14 protein-coding genes are annotated in these 20382 nt (G+C 40.4%); 13 read left to right on the top strand and 1 reads right to left on the bottom strand.

From position 1 onward, the window contains the following. Positions 1-14: 14 nt before the first annotated feature. Entirely contained in the window at positions 15-1523 is a 1509-nt protein-coding gene (locus QSE00_RS16150; protein WP_286106747.1) for a RagB/SusD family nutrient uptake outer membrane protein, read from the top strand. Between the two features lie 575 nt (positions 1524-2098). On the opposite strand, the gene QSE00_RS16145 is transcribed toward QSE00_RS16150, so the two are convergent. Beyond that, the gene (locus QSE00_RS16145) at positions 2099-2953 is read right to left on the bottom strand and encodes an AraC family transcriptional regulator (RefSeq protein ID WP_286106746.1); all 855 of its coding nucleotides are present in this window, start codon (positions 2951-2953) and stop codon (positions 2099-2101) included. Positions 2954-3044: 91 nt separating this feature from the next. On the opposite strand from QSE00_RS16145, the gene QSE00_RS16140 reads away from it, so the two are divergent. The 12 genes from QSE00_RS16140 to QSE00_RS16085 all read left to right on the top strand — a co-directional run bounded on the left by QSE00_RS16140 (position 3045) and on the right by QSE00_RS16085 (position 20297). Further along, positions 3045-3773, top strand: a complete 729-nt coding sequence (locus QSE00_RS16140) for a phytanoyl-CoA dioxygenase family protein (protein WP_286106745.1) — start codon at positions 3045-3047, stop codon at positions 3771-3773. A gap of 13 nt (positions 3774-3786) precedes the next feature. Continuing rightward, positions 3787-4623 (top strand): sugar phosphate isomerase/epimerase family protein, encoded by an 837-nt coding sequence (locus QSE00_RS16135; RefSeq protein WP_286106744.1) that lies wholly within the window; start codon positions 3787-3789, stop codon positions 4621-4623. Positions 4624-4950: 327 nt separating this feature from the next. Further along, on the top strand, positions 4951-7761 hold the full coding sequence (locus QSE00_RS16130) for an NPCBM/NEW2 domain-containing protein (protein ID WP_286106743.1): 2811 nt from the start codon (positions 4951-4953) through the stop codon (positions 7759-7761). 17 nt (positions 7762-7778) lie between these two features. Beyond that, on the top strand, positions 7779-10076 hold the full coding sequence (locus QSE00_RS16125) for a glycosyl hydrolase family 95 catalytic domain-containing protein (RefSeq protein ID WP_286106742.1): 2298 nt from the start codon (positions 7779-7781) through the stop codon (positions 10074-10076). Between the two features lie 84 nt (positions 10077-10160). Continuing rightward, complete coding sequence (locus QSE00_RS16120) at positions 10161-12023, top strand: right-handed parallel beta-helix repeat-containing protein (protein WP_286106741.1); 1863 nt, start codon at positions 10161-10163, stop codon at positions 12021-12023. Between the two features lie 755 nt (positions 12024-12778). Further along, entirely contained in the window at positions 12779-13138 is a 360-nt protein-coding gene (locus QSE00_RS16115) for a BlaI/MecI/CopY family transcriptional regulator (protein WP_286106740.1), read from the top strand. After that, entirely contained in the window at positions 13138-15252 is a 2115-nt protein-coding gene (locus QSE00_RS16110) for a M56 family metallopeptidase (RefSeq protein ID WP_286106739.1), read from the top strand. The genes QSE00_RS16115 and QSE00_RS16110 overlap by 1 nt, the downstream gene beginning before the upstream one ends. 1061 nt (positions 15253-16313) lie before the next feature. Continuing rightward, positions 16314-17225 carry an alpha/beta hydrolase gene (locus tag QSE00_RS16105; RefSeq protein WP_110354893.1) on the top strand — a complete coding sequence of 304 codons (912 nt, stop codon included), beginning with the start codon at positions 16314-16316 and terminating at the stop codon, positions 17223-17225. A gap of 153 nt (positions 17226-17378) precedes the next feature. Beyond that, the gene (locus QSE00_RS16100; RefSeq protein WP_286106738.1) at positions 17379-17813 is read left to right on the top strand and encodes a thioredoxin family protein; all 435 of its coding nucleotides are present in this window, start codon (positions 17379-17381) and stop codon (positions 17811-17813) included. Continuing rightward, positions 17810-18799 carry an FAD:protein FMN transferase gene (locus QSE00_RS16095; RefSeq protein WP_459076847.1) on the top strand — a complete coding sequence of 330 codons (990 nt, stop codon included), beginning with the start codon at positions 17810-17812 and terminating at the stop codon, positions 18797-18799. Before QSE00_RS16100 ends, QSE00_RS16095 begins: the two co-directional genes overlap by 4 nt. A gap of 4 nt (positions 18800-18803) precedes the next feature. Further along, entirely contained in the window at positions 18804-19013 is a 210-nt protein-coding gene (locus QSE00_RS16090; RefSeq protein ID WP_110354890.1) for a DUF4266 domain-containing protein, read from the top strand. Positions 19014-19019: 6 nt separating this feature from the next. Continuing rightward, entirely contained in the window at positions 19020-20297 is a 1278-nt protein-coding gene (locus QSE00_RS16085; protein ID WP_286106737.1) for a DUF3570 domain-containing protein, read from the top strand. Positions 20298-20382 lie beyond the last annotated feature (85 nt).

Below are 20382 nucleotides of genomic sequence, written 5' to 3'. Positions count from 1 at the left end.
TAAAAGATAAAAAAATGAAAATCTATAGAAACTTTATAAGAGCTATAGCCGTCTTAACCACAATTTCGAGCATAACGGCATGTAGTAATTTTTTGGATGAAGAAGATGAATCCAACTTCACAACAGACACCTATTTTACCACGGCCGCACATGCCGAAAGTGCTGTTAATGGGATATATGAACCTTTGGTACCTATAACGAACAGTGGTTTTGGAGGCGGTACTTGGATGATGCTGGAATTCGCCACTGGTTTGGCCAACACTTCACTGGGGCAGGCCACCGATATTTATTTGGTAAAGGATTTAATTAACAATTCGGACAATGGATATGGAAACAGTTTCTGGACGGAATATTACACCGGTATCTCTAGGGCCAACTTGGCGATAGAAAAAATCCCTGAAATAAATATGGATGAGACCGATAGGCAAAATTACTTGGCCACTGCCAAATTCTTTAGGGCCTATTATTATTTTGGTTTGGTACGCATGTTCGGAAACATTCCTATCATCACCAATTCGGTAGATTTGGGGTCGGAACAATTATACCCTGAACAATCTTCCCCTGAAGCGGTATATGATTTAATTGTCAGTGATCTCACCGATGCAGAGAACTCCGACCTACCATGGAGGGATGGATCTGGAAGGGTATCAATGGGAGCTGTTAAAACCTTACTGGCAGATGTGTATTTGACCATGGCAGGTTACCCTCTTCAAAAAATCGAAAATTATGCGCTTGCAGCCGCAAAGGCCAAACAGGTAATGGATTCGGACGAGTTTGCACTTTTTGACACCTATGACGAACTACATGACCCTGCCACCAAAAACACAGGGGAATATATCTTTATGACCCAATTTGCAGCGGGAATTCAATCCGGTAACTGGCAACCAGGAATTTTACCCTATAACTTAGGAATATCGGCCTATTCGGCCCAAACCGGTGGTATCTTTTCAACAAATGCTTTTGTGGACTCCTACGAGCTAGGTGATAAACGGGCAGAAGAAAAACAATTCTATTTTACCAGTTATTCGTTAGAGGCCGATCGCAACAGCAGTGTTAATCTAGGAGCACCCTATATCTTTAAACATTTTGATATTGAAGCGAACGAAGGGAGCGCCCAATCCGACTTGAATTGGTGTATCTATAGATATGCCGATGTATTGCTGATGTACGCGGAAGCCTTAAATGAAGCTGAAAGCGGACCTACTACAGAAGCATATAACGCTATAAACGAGATTAGGGATCGTGCAGAACTGGATGAATTGGAGGGCCTTTCACAAGACGCCTTTAGAGATGCGGTGAGAATAGAAAGAATTCACGAATTGAGTTTTGAAAACAAGACTTGGTTCGACATGGCTAGGTGGAGAAAGGCATATAACCCTGAAACCAATGCATTGGAAGATTTTGTGGGCCATAACTTTTCTTACTTGCCCAATAAATCGCTAACCGAAAGGGAACTTCTATTTCCCATACCAACCTCAGAAATGCAGAACAATCCAAATCTAGTACAAAATACAGGTTACTAATAAATACTGCCCCCAGAAAAGTGGAAATAGCTATTCCACAAGGGCAAAACAACATTTTAGTACTTAACATTCTCTTTTTGTAGCCTAAATAGGTTACAGAACAAAGATGGCTAATCAAGACACGGGCAGGAAATTTCCACCCGTGTCTTTGTTTATTATGCTATGTACATCCGTAGTTGATCAAAACTTTGGATCAGTAATTAAATTTTACCCCTCCAAATACTATGACCAAAACCATACTTCTGGCAGGGGCCAGCTCAAATCTCATTAAAGCTTACACCTTGTTTCTTCATATATTCATTCAAATTATATACCCCAAACTATCAAGTAAACATAAAAGTGCAAAAAAACTATCAGTGTTTGTCAGTAATTAGGTAGCCAAATAGATACTAACTGCTTATCTTGCATACGATTTAATAAGTGTAATTAAATTGTTGAAAAATTGAGTTTTAAAAATTACAAGTTCTTCTGAATGAACTTGATAAGAGTTTGAGTTGAGTTAGTTTTGAAAAATCCGGATACCTTTTAGGTTCCGGATTTTTTTTTGGTATGATAAAGCTTAAATCAATGATTCGTTATTCCCTGTGCTGTCTTCTATAGGATTTGGGCGTAACCCCAGTAAACTTCTTAAAAGTGGTGGCAAAATACTGGGAGGAACCAAAGCCTAGGCCAAATGCCACTTCCGTAATCGTTTTGGCGGTATGTAATTCCATTTTGGCCTGTTCCATCTTTAGCCGGTTCACATATTCCTTTGGGGGCATTCCTGTTTCTTTTTTAAACCAAGCCTTAAAGTAACCTGTGGACATTTCCACCAAACTGGCCATTTCATCCACATAAATAATCCTAAACAGATTTTTTCTGATAAATATTTCCAAGGTGTTTAACTTAATGGATGGTGGACTTTTTTGCTGCTTTTGGGATAGGACAACCGTATTCAATAAGAGTTGGGCAATTAATTGATCTATCATTATGTTGGAGAGCATGGTATCCCCTTTGCCCAATTGATCCAACAATTTCTCCAAAATAAATTTTAGTTGAAACGAACCCTTAAATATATATTTGGATTTATCCAGAAGTGCGGCCATCAAAAAGTCGGAATGCTTTTTGGGCATGTTACAAAGTTTCCCATATGAACTGTCTACAAGTACTTGTAGCCAAAACAATTCCCCTTTATCCTCGGGAAACTCACCGGTACTGTGCTCAGTATCCGGCGGTACCACAAAAATGTCATTTCCATTTAGTTCAAATAATTCCTCCCCTATCCTGTAATATTGTCGGCCCTTCATACAAAAACATATTTCCAAAGCCCCTGGGTGTTGATGGCCCACCAGACCAGGCTTCACCTCTTTGTACCGGTAATAACCAAAGGATAAGCCCCTTTTTATTCCCAAATCCTGAAGATTAAACACCTTTCTACCCTGAGTTGACATATCCACAAAATGTATAAAAAAGTAATATAGTATAAAATTGATAGATATTAATGTAATTTAACTACATCTTTGATCCACTTAAATTAGCAACATGGAAACAAAAAGAATAAAATTCATCAAGGATGGATTTATTAAAATAGACCAATTAATCACACCAGAGGAAGTGGACAGCCTTGGAATGATATACGATGAATTGTTACAGGACAAAGTTAAAACAGCCCACCTCAGAAGTGATCTTGCTGGCGCAGACAATAATGCCGACAAGAAGGTGGAGCGTATAACCCAAATTATGAGACCCAGCACCTTAATTCCTGAATTGCTGGAGAAAAGTTCCTATAAGAAGGCGGAACAATGGGCCAAAGATCTTTTAGGTGATGATATGGAACTGGATTTCGATATGATGATCAATAAAGCGCCTTACACCAATACCCCTACGCCATGGCATCAGGACGCTGCCTATTGGATAGCTATGCCAGATAAAAGATCGGCCAGTTGTTGGATTGCATTGGACGAGGTATACGAAAAAAATGGTTGTATGTGGTTTATTCCAAAAACAACCGGCATACCTATTCTTCCCCACAAAAATCTACCCAATGGGGGCGCCCTATATTGCGAAACCGACAGCTCACAGGCCTTAAGCATACCTTTAAATCCGGGCGGATGTACTTTTCATGATGGTTTTACGCTTCACTTTAGCCAAGGCAACACTACCGAAACCCAAAGAAGAGCATTAATTTTAAACTTTAGACCCAAAAAAATGATCGAATTTGAACGGGAACAAGGGGTAGATCATACTGGGGAAAGAAAACAGAGAAATTAAAATAATACAATGCATGCAAATTAAATTTATATATCCACGTTGGGGAAGTTCGGATTTAAGGTGGTCCGTTTTTTTAAACAAGATAAAAAATGCCGGTTATGAGGGAGTAGAAATAGACCTTCCCTTAGAAAGCATTAAAAAGAACGAAATTTGTTCCATACTGAAGGATTTGGAGCTAGATTTCGTAGCACAGCATTGGGAAACCAAGGAGGTGGATTTTACCAAACATCAAGAACAGTACAAAAGGCATTTGTACAATCTCGTGGAAGCCCATCCCCTATTCGTGAATTCGCATACCGGAATGGATTTTTTCTCCCACTCCCAAAATGCCACTTTGATTGAAATGGCCCACAAAGTAGAATTGGAAACCGGGGTTATCATTACCCATGAAACCCATCGCTCACGTTTTTCATATGCCGCCCATGTCTGTTTACCGTATTTGGAGGAATACCCTTTTCTAAAACTTACTTCGGACCTGTCCCATTGGTGTTGCGTTGCCGAATCCTTATTGGAAAATCAGCCCAAAGCAGTTCAAAGGGCCATTGAACATACCTATCACATCCATGCCAGGGTAGGTTCGGCCCAGAGTCCGCAGGTCATAGACCCCCGGGACGGGAATTATAAAACTGAGTTGGACCTGTTTACTGAATGGTGGAGTTTAATGATAAAGTCTGCCCAAACAAAAAAACGCCCCTATATCACTGTTACTCCTGAATATGGCCCACATCCCTATTCAATATACAAGGCAAACACTAAAATACCGCTAGGGGATCAATGGGAAATTAATGGGTTCATTAAAAATCACCTTGCCGAATCCATAAAACATTTTCCTTCAATTATAGGTCCTTAATTTTTCCAAATATTCCCAAAACATTACAAATTCCTTTATTTAAGAGTTTACTGCGTACAAATAAAGTGAAAAGCTATTGCTTTTATTCCGTTACTTAGCTTTCTGAAATCGCTATTGGTCGATATTTTCACAATGTCTTAACAAAGAGTCAATATTTTTAATAATGTAAAGTGTAGGTTTTTTCACCTTAAACAAATAGATTCGAATGAGAAGAGCCATAAGTCAGCAATAGCGAAACAACTTTTACACGACCACTATTATTGAGATTTATATTTTTCTTAAACCCTAATAACCTAAAGAACACCAAATTTCCAGATTTAAATCACAATGCAATTCCTAAAACTATATTTACCGTTATTACTCATTTTTTCCATATCCACCCATTCGCAACATACGGAAAAAAAGCTGGTAAGCCTTTCCGAATTGGATATTGAAAAACCTGAACAACCTTGGTGGTCTGCCCAGAAAAACAAGGCTATCACCGGAGCAATGATTCAAATTGGGAGGGTATCTTTTAAAAATGGTATTGGGACCTTGTCTGGAAGTAAACTCTTCTTTTTCCTGGATGGTAAGAGTAAAAAATTTAAGGCCCAAGTAGGCATTCAGGATATGCAGGACTTTCCGCAGGATGTTGAATATAACACCCTAAGCGATGGCAATAAATTATTCTATTCCGAACACGAAGGGGATAAAACCTTTGTAGGCATTGCCAACTCTAAAGACAACATGGGCAAAGGCAGTGTTAGATTCCTAATAAAAGGGGACGGAAAATTATTGTGGAAAAGTAAAAAAATAAATGGTGGGGACAAAACTACAACAGTTGAACTAAACCTCCAAGGTGTCCAGGTTTTGGAACTCAGCGTTGAGGATGGTGGTGATGGTGTCTCCGGTGACCATGCCGTTTGGGCGAATGCAACCATCAACTATTCCAATTTTAAACCACAACTGGTAGATGCGAACTATTTTAATAAATTAAAGACCGTCGATGCCATTTTTAATAACCGTATTAAACCCCTAATACAAAAATTACCCCTGGGTCAAGACATATTTAAAGAAGGGATAAAAACGGATTGGTTGGTTAAAAAAGTAAGTCTCCCTTCCCAGGTATATCAACAGGCCAACGGAAAGGAAATTGTAATCTCCAACGGCTTGATCAGTAGAACATTCCGACTCACCCCAAACTGTGCCACGGTAGGTTTTGACAATCTTGTTTCTGGAGAATCGCTACTTCGCGGTGTAAGTCCGGAAGCCATGCTTACCATAAACGGGCAGGAATATACAGTGGGCGGTCTGGATGGACAGATTGAATACGGTTATTTAAAAGAAGAATGGTTGGACCAAATGTGGAGTCCGGCCGGTTCATTTCAACTTACCGATTTTAAGGTTGATGAAATTCAAGAGCGCATTAAGTGGCCAAACAAAAGATGGTCTTCCCAACCTAAAAGTCCAACCCAAGGAAAACAAATAAGTTTTTTCTATGCGCATCCAGATTTTCAAGACCTCTTGGTAAAAGTGCATTATGAAATCTATGATGGCATTCCTTTGATCAGCAAATGGTTCACCCTTGAAAACAGGGGATCAAAACCTGTTGTCTTAAACAATTTTAAAAGTGAAATCCTGGCGATGGTGGAGGCCGAAAGTGCGGTAGAAAAACAAAAAGGCTGGGAGACCCCCAATATTCATGTGGAAAGCGATTTTGCATTTCATTCCATGTCCATGAAAAATGCCAACAAAGTAGTTCATTGGGAAAAAGACCCACGTTATACTTCACAAGCCAGCTATTTATTGTCCACTCCATGTTTGTTGGAGTGTAAATTGCCCCTCGGACCCAATGAAACCATAACCCCAGGAACCAATTTTGAATCTTTTAGAGTCTGGGAAATGCCCTTTGATAGTTATGACAAACAGCGCAAGGGCCTTTATACCAATGCCATGTACAAATTAATAGCCCCTTGGACTACGGAAAATCCCCTATTTTTACATTTGACCACTACGGACGATGCCAAAGTAAGGGCAGCCATTGAACAATGTGCGGAAACGGGTTATGAAATGGTCATTTTAAGTTTTGGCAGTGGTTTAAATATGGAAGATCTGTCCGATAGCAATATAAATAAATTTAAAGCCTTGGCAGACTATGCCCATTCCAAGGGTATAGAACTCGGTGGATATTCCCTTTTATCCAGCAGATGGATCAGTGAGGAAGTAGATGTAATTAATCCGGAAACGGGCAAAAGAGGTGGTGTAATTCACGGAAGTTCCCCGTGTTTAAATAGCCAGTGGGGCATTGATTATTTTGAAAAATTAACGGTCTTCTTCAATAAGACCGGTTTTGATCTTTTGGAACACGATGGTTCCTACCCTGGTCAATTATGTGCTTCAACCAGTCATGTGGGACATAAGGGGTTGGAGGATTCCCAATGGAAATCTTGGAAACGAATTACCGATTTCTACAAGTGGTGCAATGAAAAAGGAATTTCCCTTAATATCCCAGATTGGTACTATCTAAGTGGCAGCACTAAAAATGGAATTGGATATAGGGAAGTCAATTGGTCTCTACCCCGAGAACGTCAATTGGTACTGGGTAGGCAAAATATGTATGACGGAACTTACGACAGGCTTCCAAGCATGAGTTGGACCTTTGTTCCCCTTACAGAATACCACGGTGGCGGAGCAGAAGCCACTATAGAGCCATTGGACACCCATTTAGAAGCCTATAAGGCCCATATGGTGCAAAACTATGGCATGGGAGTTCAGGCCTGTTATAGGGGGCCTCGTTTGTACGACACCGAGAAAACCAAGAACACCGTCGAAGAGGTAGTTGATTGGTACAAGAAATACCGTAACATCCTTAATTCTCCCATAGTACATATTAAAAGAGCGAATGGAAGGGACATTGATGGAATAATGCACGTTAACCCGGAATTGAACGAAAAAGGGTTGGCATTGTTCTTTAACCCAACCAACAAAACCTTGTCGCAAACCATAAAACTCCCCATGTATTATACTGGGCATTCGGAGGTAGTAAACATTCAGGAGAAGGACGGAGAAATAATAAGCTATAAATTGGCTAGGGATTATTCGATAAATTTAAAAGTGGAAATCCCCGCCAACGGCAGCACTTGGTTTATAATTTATTAAGCGATAAAACAAAACATATGACGACTAAAACAATTTACATCTTGGCCATAATTCTCTTCATGGCAAGTTGCGATTCCACGCCAAAAAAAGTGGAGATCGACCGAATTCCCAAATACAAACTTAAGTTCAATCAACTGGCCACGACTTGGGACGAAGCCATTCCTTTGGGGAATGGCACTGTAGGAGCCTTGGTTTGGGAAAAAGACGGAAAACTTCGACTTTCCCTGGACCGGGCCGATCTCTGGGACCTACGGCCCATGGAAAATCTAGATTTCGCGAACTATGGATTTGATTGGGTAAAGGAGCAATGGGAAAAGGATACCTATAAAAATGTACAGAATAGATATGATGCTCCCTACGACCAATTACCGGCACCCTCAAAAATTCCTGGGGGAGCCCTGGAATTTGATGTAAAAGGATTGGGAGAGGTAGCATCGGTAACGCTAAATTTGGATTCAGCAATATGCGAAGTAAAATGGAAGAATGGCGCCATTTTAAAAACTTTTGTCCATGCCACTGAACCTTTGGGCTGGTATATCTTTGAAAACATTAGCGGAGAACTGAACCCCACCATAATTCCACCTGCCTATGTCTCAGTAAAGGAGGCCGGCGCAGATAATCCGGTAACAGGGCAAGACCTTAGAAGACTAAATTATGATGGGGGTAGGGTTACCCAAAAAGACCATGTTATTACCTATGACCAAAAGGGTTGGTCCGACTTTAAATTTCAAGTGCACACCCAGTGGAAACCTATACCAAAAGGATTACAAGGTAGTTGGAGCATCAGCTCCCAAGGCTCGGAAAAAGATCCAGAAGAAACCGCGGAACAGGTGGTAACAAAATCGCTCCAACAGGGAATTGAATCTGCTATGGAGAGCCATATGGGTTGGTGGAATTCCTTTTGGAACAAGTCTACCATTAAGGTTCCAGATCCTGTTCTGCAGCACCAATGGTATATGGAAATGTACAAATTGGGGTCGGCGGCCAGACAAGGGGCACCACCAATATCACTTCAAAGTGTATGGACGGCAGATAATGGAAAATTGCCGCCTTGGAAAGGTGATTTCCACCACGATCTAAATACACAACTAAGTTATTGGCCTACTTATTCGGGAAATCATTTGGATTTGGAACAGGGGTTTATTGACTGGCTTTCCCATTACAAGCCTACTTTTAAGAAGTATACCAAAGATTTTTATGGTACTAACGGACTTAACGTTCCGGGAGTGACCACTCTAACGGGAGACCCCATGGGCGGTTGGATCCAATATTCTTTTGGACCTACCGTGGGGGCTTGGTTGGGGCATCATTTCTATCTTCATTGGCGGTATTCCATGGACAGGGATTTTCTTAAAAACGAGGCCTATCCTTGGATCAAGGAGGTGGCCATACACTTTAATGAATTATCTATTTTGGATGAGGATGGAAAAAGAAAACTGCCTTTGAGTTCCAGCCCTGAAATACATAATAATTCCCGTGAAGCTTGGTTTGGCGATATGACCAATTTTGACCTTGCCCTGATTAAATGGACCTATTCCCATGCGGAAGAACTGGCCTTGGAACTGGGGCTAAAGGAGGAAGCGGAACAATGGAAAGCATCACTTAAGGAATGGCCGGATTATGCCGTTGATGAATCAGGCCTAATGTTCTCCCCCAGCCTACCCTTTAATGAATCCCATCGCCACTTCTCCCATTTAATGGCCATTCATCCTCTTGGATTGATAGACCCGGCAAATGGCGCAAGAGATATGGAGATCATAGAAAAGACCATTGCCAACTTGGACGCAACTGGTTCTAGCCAATGGGTTGGTTATTCCTTTAGTTGGCTGGGAAATCTGAAAGCGAGGGCTTTTGATGGGGAAGGGGCAGCAAAAGCATTAAAGGATTTTGCCACCTCCTTTGTACTGCCCAATAGTTTTCACGTTAACGGTGACCAATCGGGTACCGGAAAATCAAATTTTACGTACAGACCATTTACTTTGGAAGGCAACTTCGCCTTTGCCGCTGGCTTACAGGAAATGCTGATACAGAGTCATACAGGAACCGTACGCCTTTTCCCCGCTATACCCTCAGACTGGAAAAACGTTGGATTTAGCAAATTACGGACAGAAGGGGCCTTTTTGATATCTGCCCAAAAACAAGATGGAAAACTAAAATGGGTAAAGATCGTTTCTGAAAGAGGTGGGGAAATTAAGCTTAAGAACCCCTTTCAGAAAAAAGAAATTTCCATTGGCGAAAATATAACCCATACCTGGGATGGCGATACACTGATCATACAAACCGATCCAGGGCAAGAAATATGGCTTAAACCTTAGTGAATAATAACCTCTCCACAAATATGCAAAATAATTTGATGCCTGCAATCATATCTGAAAGAGAGATCCAAAATGGCCGGTAATATGAAAAGAGAATCGCCTCTTAAAATACTTTTTTTTGCTGTCTTTATTTTGATGGCCAACTTTTCCTTGGCACAAGAAATTAGAGAAATCCATGTATCGCCTTCCGGAGACGACAACAATTCGGGAACCTTTGAAAGACCTTTTAAATCTCTAGGTAGGGCAACTGCTGTATTGGGAGCCATGGATTCCCATCAACTTGAGAAAATTGTAGTTTGGCTTAATGATGGGGTATACCGCATAAGTAATGCCATTGTATTAGATTCAACCGTAAAGAGAAAGGGAACTACCTTCAAATTTAAGGCGGTTGAAGGTTCAAGTCCTACAATATCCGGGGCCGTGGAACTCAAGGATTGGACTAATTTAGATAATGGCATATGGGTTTCCGAGGTACCCGAAAATCTTGGGATTTTTCGGGAATTGTTCGTAAAAGGCAAACGCGCTATACGGGCCAGACATCCCAACAAAGAATATCTTAGGGTGAAGGAAGTCGGGGCTGATAGACGAACCAACTTCACTTATCACATAGGCGACTTTCCACAACCAAAAAAACCTGGGGAAGTGGAACTGGTGGTATTTCACGATTGGTCCATAACGCGAATTCCGATTAAAGATATATCATTGGACGCCCACACTATTACCGCTTCGGATTCGATCGGGGCAAAAGGTTTGAATTTCTTTAATCTGGATAATTGGGAACCCAACCCTCGTTATTACTTAGAAAATGATATTGAATTTTTGGATGAGGAATATGAATGGTATTTGGATTCCTTTGCCTCCAAAATATATTTAAAATTACCAATGGACTTGGAACCTTCCCAACTATCCATAGAGGTGCCACTGGCAGAATCCCTATTGATCGTGGAGGGCAGTGAACAGAATCCTATATCCAATATTAGCTTTGAAGGGATTAGCTTCAAACACTGCAGATGGAATATCCCTAACCATACCTATGCAGGAATACAGGCCTGTAATTTTGATACGCAACAGGGCAATAAAGAATGGGCAGTGGTGCCAACCGCTATCCGGACAACATGGGCCCACAATATTCGGTTTGAAGATTGTGAATTCTCTTCCTTGGGAGGAAGTGGCATTTGGTTAGGAACTGGAACGATAAATAGCACTATCACAAGTTGTAGGATCCGGGATATTTCAGGAAATGGAGTTATGATAGGCGAAGGACAAGACCGACGGGTTTCTGGCGAGCCTTGGTGGAAAATTGCCCCGCACCAAGCAGCTCTTGGAAACAAAGTTGTAGACTCTGATATTTCAGATTGTGGGACACAGTTTTACGGTGCCGTTGGTATATGGTGCGGATTAACTGCTGAAACCATACTGAAGAACAATGAAATATATAATCTGCCTTACACCGGTATTTCTATAGGTTGGATGTGGAGCCCGGAACCCACCCCTTGTAGGGACAATACCATAGCGGAAAACCATATTCATCATGTAATGCAAAAACTTAGTGACGGTGGGGGAATTTATATGTTGGGCCTACAACCAGGAAGTAAATTGATTGGCAATCATATTCATGATATTTCGGTAAATGCGGGGAGGGCTGAAAGCAACGGGATGTTTTTGGATGAAGGAACCAAAGACGTGCTAGTGGAAAACAACCTTATCTATAATATAGCAAAATCTCCCTTACGCTTTCATAAAGCCCAGACCAATGTTGTGAGAAACAACTATCTATTTTCCAAAGGAAGCACGCCTAGTATAGCCTATAACAATACCTTGGCCGAAAATATATCTCAGGAGGGAAACTTTGAAATAAGCACGGATAACCAGGATTATAAAGATTTATTAATAGAAGCCGTATCAAATTACCGGGACTCCACTTCGAACTTAAAAAAATCTCCCTAGAAACATTTTCACCGGTTTCAATTAACAAGGGGTCCAAACAAATAATATTTTAGGTTTACTTTTAAAGATGATGCTTGAAGCCTTTAGAATTAATGTTACTTTGCTGGAATTGGATTGGGATAGTCACGGATCAAGTCTAATTGTTGGGGACTATACAAAAATTGTGGTCAATCTATACAGGAAGAATTGGATCAGGAGCAATTGTTGTGTTTATGCAAATATTCTTATGGAAAAAATAGCTTCATATAGACACTGCATTTTGGCTTTGTTTTCCGCAAGGGATCCTGGATCGTATTTTGCCGTCCATGAAAGGTAAAAAGTGTCTTGAAACGGAGCTATTTTAGCGCACCAAAAAGGGGTGGATTTAGCTTGTTTTTCCCTATTTTCATATACGGCCTATATACGGCCTATATACGGCTTATCTATGGCTTATCCCCAGACATAACATTAACATGACCCGTTGATTTTTTTTTACGGGTATCAGGGAGCCTTCAGATTAGCCACTTGTGATTTAGCCCATGGCATTTCTATTTTACATTATTCGTGATCATTTAGTCTCTAAAATTCTGACTTTACCCAACAAAAACTACATATTTAGTTGTTTAACTATTTTTATAGTTGCATAACTAAAAAAATAGTTATATGTTTGGATAGCGTTAAGGATTGGAGTGAAAAGCCCGCAGTTCTACCAGAACGAGGACTTGTAGCGTAAAGCCTGACGGCCTAAGCCGTAACGCACAAAAAAATAAGGATCCATGAAAAAATTGACCAATAAGGAGGAAGAGGTAATGAAAATTCTATGGGAATTGGAGAAAGCTTTTGTAAAGGACGTTCTAGCCGAGTTTACCGAAGAAAGGCCCCATTACAATACGCTTTCCACCATTATCCGCAACTTGGAAGAAAAGGGATATGTGTCCCATGAAGCCTATGGAAACACACACCAATATTACCCAGTGGTAGCCAAGGAGGAGTACAGAAAACAATTTATTAGCGGGGCCATTGAGGATTATTTTAATAATTCCTATAAGAATCTGGTTTCTCATTTTGCCTCCGAGGACAAGATCAGCGTGGAAGAATTGAAAGAAATTATAAAGCTCATAGAAAAAAAGAATTAATGGAAGACTTCCTTATTTACCTGATAAAAAGCAGTGGTGTTCTTGCCATTTTTTGGTGTTGCCATAAACTTTTCCTGGAAAAGGAAACCCTATTTGCCTTACATAGAGTGTTCCTGGCTTCTGGGATTTTAATAGCCTTACTATTTCCACTTTGGACACTCACCGAAATTGTACTGGTAGACCCCCTGCCCTTTACTTTGGAGGAATCCGCGACTGTGGAATCCATTCCTATAAATACTCCTGGATTTGATTGGTGGAACATAATTGCCATCCTTTACGCCGGTGGAGTTCTCTTTTTCCTGGGCCGACTTGGGATGCAACTATTATCCTTAAGACGATTGATAAAACAGGGAACAATTATGGAAGTCAATGCTTTTAAGTTAATAGAATCCAAGGCGGATACCTCCCCCTTTTCCTTTTTCAATCTCATAGTTTACAATCCGGCCCTACACCAGCCCGATGAATTGGAAAAAATACTTGCCCATGAAAAAATACACGCGCTTCAATTGCATTCCTTGGATATTTTGTTGGTCCATCTATTTTCTGCGTTTCAATGGGTAAATCCCTTTGTCTGGTTATACAAAAAATCGGTCTCACAGAATCTGGAGTACATTGCAGACCAATGTGTTTCAAATAACTTGGGAAGTTCTAAGGAATATCAATACTTATTGCTGAAAAACGCCTCGGCAGCCCAACAATATTCATCAATCATCAATCCATTTTTTACTTCATCAATCAAAAAACGAATCGTCATGTTAAACAAAAGCAGATCAAACAATCTCAGAGCTTGGAAATTTACGCTTGTAGTACCTTTCCTTGCCTATTTTTTAGTTGCCTTTAATACCAAAACGGTAACACAGGTAAGTACCCCGACCAACCTACCGGTATCAACATTGGAGAACAACAATACAGACACTACCAAAGTTGAATTTACCATTTACAAGATCAGTACGCCAGAAGACCTGGAGAAAATCTCCAACACTCTCAAAAAAAATTATAGCGTTTCCCAAACTTTCGCAGACATAGAGCGAAATCAAAATGGGGCAATCACAAACATATCATCATCGTTTACAGTTTCCAAACTTGATGAGACGACCATGACAGGCACCAATACATTTAAGGATCTAAATGGTATAAAACCATTTTCAATATATATTGAAACCGATAAGGATAATAAAATTATTTCTATGGGGCATGAGTCGGAGGGAAATGACAACATGAATGGACTTAAGGCCTATCAACAAATTAAAAAAACCAACCATGATTCCGAAACGATCCGTATCAAGGCGTCCGCTACGACGAATAATTCAGCAGCAGCAGACCCTTTGATTATTATAGATGCCATGGAAGTTTCCAAGGATTACAAGGTCAGTGAAGTAGATCCCAAGAACATTCACAGTATTAATGTCGTAAAAGGAGTCACTGCCACAAATATATATGGGGAAAAAGCAAAAAATGGGGCAATTGAGATCACGACTAAAAATTATCAAAATGCCATTGTCTCAGAAACAACCTCAGACACTTCCCAAAATAATCCATACCTCTACATTAAATCCGATAAAGAACCATTATTTGTTATAGATGGAGTTATAAAGGATGAAGATTTTGACATGGGTAATATCCTACCAAGTTCTATTGAAAGCATTAACGTTTTAAAAGGGGAAGCAGCCTTTAAAAAATATGGCATCAAAGGAAAAAAAAGTGGCGTAGTAGAGATTACTACCAAAAAAAGTGGATGGAAGGTGCAATCCACTAACAACAATGCCGTACAACCCAACGCCAACTGGACTACCAATGTAACGAGCTACAATGAAAGTAATGAGGTCATAAAAGGGGAAGATGGCAAAACTCCAAATAGTAAATGGAAAGTAGGTTACGGTATCAACACGAACGACCCAGATGATATATTGGATTTAAGTTCATATAGAAAGCAAGGGATGGAAAAAGCCGTGGTATTTGTCAACGGTGTAAACCAGGGAAAAGATTATGTACCTACTATGAAGTATTCGGAAATTGAAAGCATTGGCAGTTTTGCACCAGGTGAATCCACCTCCAATAAGTATGGAAAATTAGGTAAACACGGGGTTATAGAGATTGCAACAAAGAAAGAGTAGAATAAATTAAAGCTCAAAAAGAACCTCCAAAGTCACTTCGAAATGAGTTGCCCTTTTGCAACTCCAGATAGGTACCTTAGGGAGAGAAGTTGTACATATTTGACTTTTCTGTTGGATTTGAATAAGCCTTAGATTTGAAGGTAGCCAGTTGTGTGATTTTGATAAGGGATTATTTATCTTAAGGGTATTCATTAAACTGCATATTAGCTACTTGTGTGATTTCTCTCTATCGATCGAAATGACTGCAATAGTTACTTCGACAGCATCCCCTTTTCGGGACGACGAGGAATCGCACATCCTTGGCTCACAAATTAGATTTAGCTCCCTCAGCATTGAGCGGAGCTACTTGTGTAATTTAGTACATGTCATTTCTATTCTAGGAGTATCCGTGAACTTGTAGCATCTAAAATTCTTTACATATAACCTAAGAAAAGGCTCCTTCCCCTAGACAGGGGAAGGTGGATCTTCAGCAATCGGCTGAAGGGACGGAAGGGGTGCAACCTATTGGAATGGAAATATTAAATAAGTGTATTATAAAATTCACAACTACGCCTTGGTCTTCTATTCGTATGAAATGACTGCAGTAGTTACTTCGACAGCATCCCCTTTTTGGGACGACGAGGAATCGCACATCCTTGGCTGGAACTTAATGTATAATATAACGCTCGGTGGTTTTGCCTAAGGAATTGTATTGGCTATAAGCTTATTTCACTTGTCTTGGACTTTCAATCCCTTCCGTCTCCTGCGCTTGGATGCAGGATCCACCTTCCCTTAACCAAGGGAAGGAGTCTTATGCTGTAGGCATGTTTCCAAAAGAGAATTAAGCAGTCTAGCAAATATATAAACAATTCTTAATCAGTGTTTTATAAAATACATAATATCATATAATTATCAATATGTTACTTGTAATAACCACAGGGCATCAAAAATATTGGCCGTACAGCTTCAAAAATTGATTATACGAACCTTCTTATGGGCCAGGATGTGCCTGAAAAATTTTAAACCTTCTTGTTCAACGATATTTTCTATCTTTATCCGTATCAAACTATTCAAAAATTAAAATGAAACCATTTATTTTCCTTTTCTCCACTTTACTAAGCATGACCACTTACGCCCAAAACACTGTACTGCCTCTTTGGCCCAACAACATACCCAACTCCATTAAGACCGATGAAAAAGAGGAAGTAGTAAGCGCGGATATTGTTAGGATAGCCAAAGTACAGGTACCACAAATAGAAGTATATCTTCCTGCGAAAAAAATAGCCACCGGACAGGCGGTATTGATTTTCCCGGGCGGTGGTTATGGTATACTGGCATATGACTGGGAAGGCACTGATTTTGCAAAATTCCTTAACGCCAAAGGCATAGCGGGAATAGTAGTAAAATATCGTTTGCCCAGTCTAAAATCACAAACAGAAATACACAAAGTACCCTTACAGGATGCACAACGGGCCATAAGGACAGTGCGGTCCAAAGCCTCGGAATGGAATATTGATCCTACCAATATTGGAATAATAGGTTTCTCTGCAGGTGGTCATTTGGCCTCTACTTTGGGTACCCACTATAATGACGAGGTATATCCCAAAAAAGATGCCATTGATAACCTTAGTGCACGACCTGACTTCATGACCTTGGCCTATCCAGTTATTACCATGGGAGAACCAAATACCCATGGTGGCTCTAGAAGAAACTTATTGGGGGAAAATCCTTCACAACAGATGGTTGAACATTTCTCCAACGAATTACAGGTTACTGCCGATACCCCTCCCACATTTTTGCTGCATGCCTCGGACGACACCGCTGTCCCCGTGGAGAACAGTCTTTTGTTCTATACGGCCCTAATAAAAAATAAGGTTCCCACAGAAATGCATATCTACCCAACAGGAGGTCACGGTTTTGCCCTGGGGCTACAAGACACCCATTTGGCCACATGGACCAATCAATGGGTAGGATGGTTAAACAATTTAAAATGATAATCCTCCACTCTATTGGAAATGAACTTTCTTTTAACAATGGTTTTGGACCAATAGATGTAAGGTATTGATATAAGCCCGACAAAATCTAATGATAGTTGTCATGTTTTGATAGACCCAAAAACTTTACTTTTATCATTAAAACCTCATAGAATGGAGAAGCGGATTTTAATAATGACCCTACTTTTGTCTAGTTTCCTATCCGCTCAAAAATGGGAAAGCGATTGGACAGCCGCTGCCGCCCTGGCCAAACAAAACCACCAAAATGTGCTCTTGGTCTTTTCTGGTTCCGATTGGTGTGCCCCTTGTATTAGACTGGATAAAAGTATTTGGCAATCCTCCGAATTTCAGGATTATGCCAAGGACCATTGGACTATGCTAAGGGCAGATTTTCCCAGAAAAAAAGCGAATCAACTCCCGGAGGATCAAAAGATTAAAAACGCCCAACTCGCTGAAAAATACAATAAAAATGGATATTTCCCTTTGGTACTTCTCCTGGACCCGAATGGTAATATTCTGGGACAAACCGGATTTAAAAACATATCCGTGCAAGAATACATAGCACTTTTAAAATCATTTGAAGGTTGAAAAACCAATTATTAATTGCATTTGCAGTTTTAATCCCATGTTTCGTCTTTGCTCAGGACATAGCACATAGGCGAACCACTAAATTAATGGGAAGTAGGTTCGATATAACTGTGGTTGCAAAGGATGAGGTTGCTGCTGACCATTATATAGACGCCGCCATTGCAGAAATCACCAGAATTGAAAAGTTGATTTCTTCATGGAATCCTTCCTCCCAAACCTCTGAAATAAATAAAAATGCTGGCATATCAGCTGTAAAAGTTGATCCGGAACTAATAGACCTTATAGAACGGTGTATTACTATCTCGAAAATTACCGATGGCGCTTTTGATATTAGTTATGCCTCCATCGATAAGGTATGGAGATATGATGGCAGCATGACCCAAATGCCATCTAAGGAAGCCATAACCAATTCGGTTTCCAAAATTGGTTATCAAAACATTGTACTGGATAAGAATGCGCAAACCGTATTCCTAAAATTGGAAGGTATGAAAATAGGTTTTGGGGCCATTGGCAAAGGATATGCAGCTGATAAGGTAAGAACCATGCTAAAAACGGAAGGCGTAAAGTCTGGAATAATAAATGCCTCTGGGGATTTAACTACCTGGGGAAAACAACCCGATGGTACGGACTGGATGGTGGGCATTACCAACCCCCTTAACAAGGACAACATATTCTCCTGGTTCCCGGTAGTCAATGCCGCCGTTGCCACATCGGGCAATTACGAGAAATATGTTACCTTCAATGGTGTAAAATATAGCCATATTATTGACCCAAGAACAGGATACCCTTCCACTGGCATCCTAAGTGTTACTATTTTTGCGCCAAGTGCGGAATTATGTGATGCCTTGGCTACCTCCGTTTTTATTACCGGGGTGGAAACGGGCCTATATATAATTAATCAAATAAAAGGGGTAGAATGTATTATTATAGACGACGAGAACAACATCCACACTTCCAAAAATATTGAACTTAACAAAACCCAATAGCATTATGCGACAATTGATTATACTTATTATGGGCATGTTATCACTATCCTCCTGCGTTGCAGTCAGGGAGTACGACAAAGTCTACCTCAATGACGAAGAGATGATTTTGGCCACCAAAAGCCTGGAACGCTTCGAAACCAATTTTCAAATATATAGGGAAGCTGCTGCAGGAGCCAATGGGGGCAAAACAGGTGGTGGATGTGGATGTAATTAAAAAGAAATGAAGAAATTAGGATCTATATTGTTTTTGGGGTTGATTTCATGGGCTGGATTTTCCCAAGGAAATAATCAGGAATACGTTAAGAAAGTCTTGGAAACTCCTGAAGTGGAGCTACTATATAGTTATTATAGTCAAGATGGGAACAATGCCGCTGTTACCGGTGGGGAGGGAACAGAAAAATTAACGGATATGACCCCGACCATTATTGTCAGTATCCCATTGGGAGAGGATAATGTTCTTACTTTGGATGCGGGAATATCCGCCTATACTTCCGCTTCCTCCAGCAATATCAATCCTTTTGACGGCAACAAGACCGCCAGCCCATGGGTGGAGTCCTCAGGCGCCTCCAAAAGCGATGCCCTTACCTATTTCCACCCTACCTTTACCCATAGTTCCAAGAATAGAAACAACATCCTTAGCGGAAACATAGCCATTTCTGCAGAGTACGATTACTTTTCCGTGGGGTTCGGAGGCGGTTATACCCATCTCATGAACGAAAAAAATACAGAATTGGGAATTAGTGCACAAGTATATTTGGACACTTATAAGCCACAATATCCCATAGAACTACGGGAAGGTTTTTTTGATGACCGAATTAGTGGAACAGGTACCTATTCTCCATTATTTAATGAGTTTAACCACTTGAACCGAAATTCCTATTCACTTTCCCTTAATTTTTCACAGATTATCACTAAACGTTTTCAAGCGTCGCTGTCGTTGGATTTTGTTCTACAGGATGGATTACTTTCTACTCCCCACCAAAGAGTATACTTACAGGATAGGAACAATTTTTTTATTGAGAATTTTCAGTTGGCGGACAATGTGGAACTATTGCCAACTTCCAGATTTAAATTGCCCATTGGTGGAAGGCTTTCGTACTACCTTAACGATCTAATGAGCCTACGCGCTTATTTTAGATATTATTATGACGATTGGGGGGTTAGCGCCTATACGGCAAGTTTGGAAATCCCCATAAAAATATCGGAAAAGTTTACCGTGTTTCCCATGTACCGCTATTATACCCAAACAGCCTCCGATTACTTTTATCCCAAAGAAACGGCATTATCGACCTATGAATACTATACCTCTGATTATGACTTGTCCGAATTTAATAGCAATCAATACGGTTTTGGCATAACCTACAAGGACATTTTTACCCAGAGCAAAGTGTGGAAATTTGGATTAAAGAGCATTAGTTTTAGGTTTAACCAATATGAAAGAACCACCGGCCTAAGTGCCAGTATATTCGAATTGGGCGCCAAATTTATTATGGATTAGTTTATACAGGCATTGAGGCTTACAATATTGAATATCCGCGATTGATTCTATTGGGCCGTCTCCTCGAGCCTCGCTTGTCCGCAAA

The sequence above is a fragment of the Arenibacter flavimaris genome (assembly GCF_030291335.1).
In the GTDB taxonomy this organism is placed as follows: domain Bacteria; phylum Bacteroidota; class Bacteroidia; order Flavobacteriales; family Flavobacteriaceae; genus Arenibacter.
This window is presented reverse-complemented; position numbering and strand designations above follow the sequence as displayed.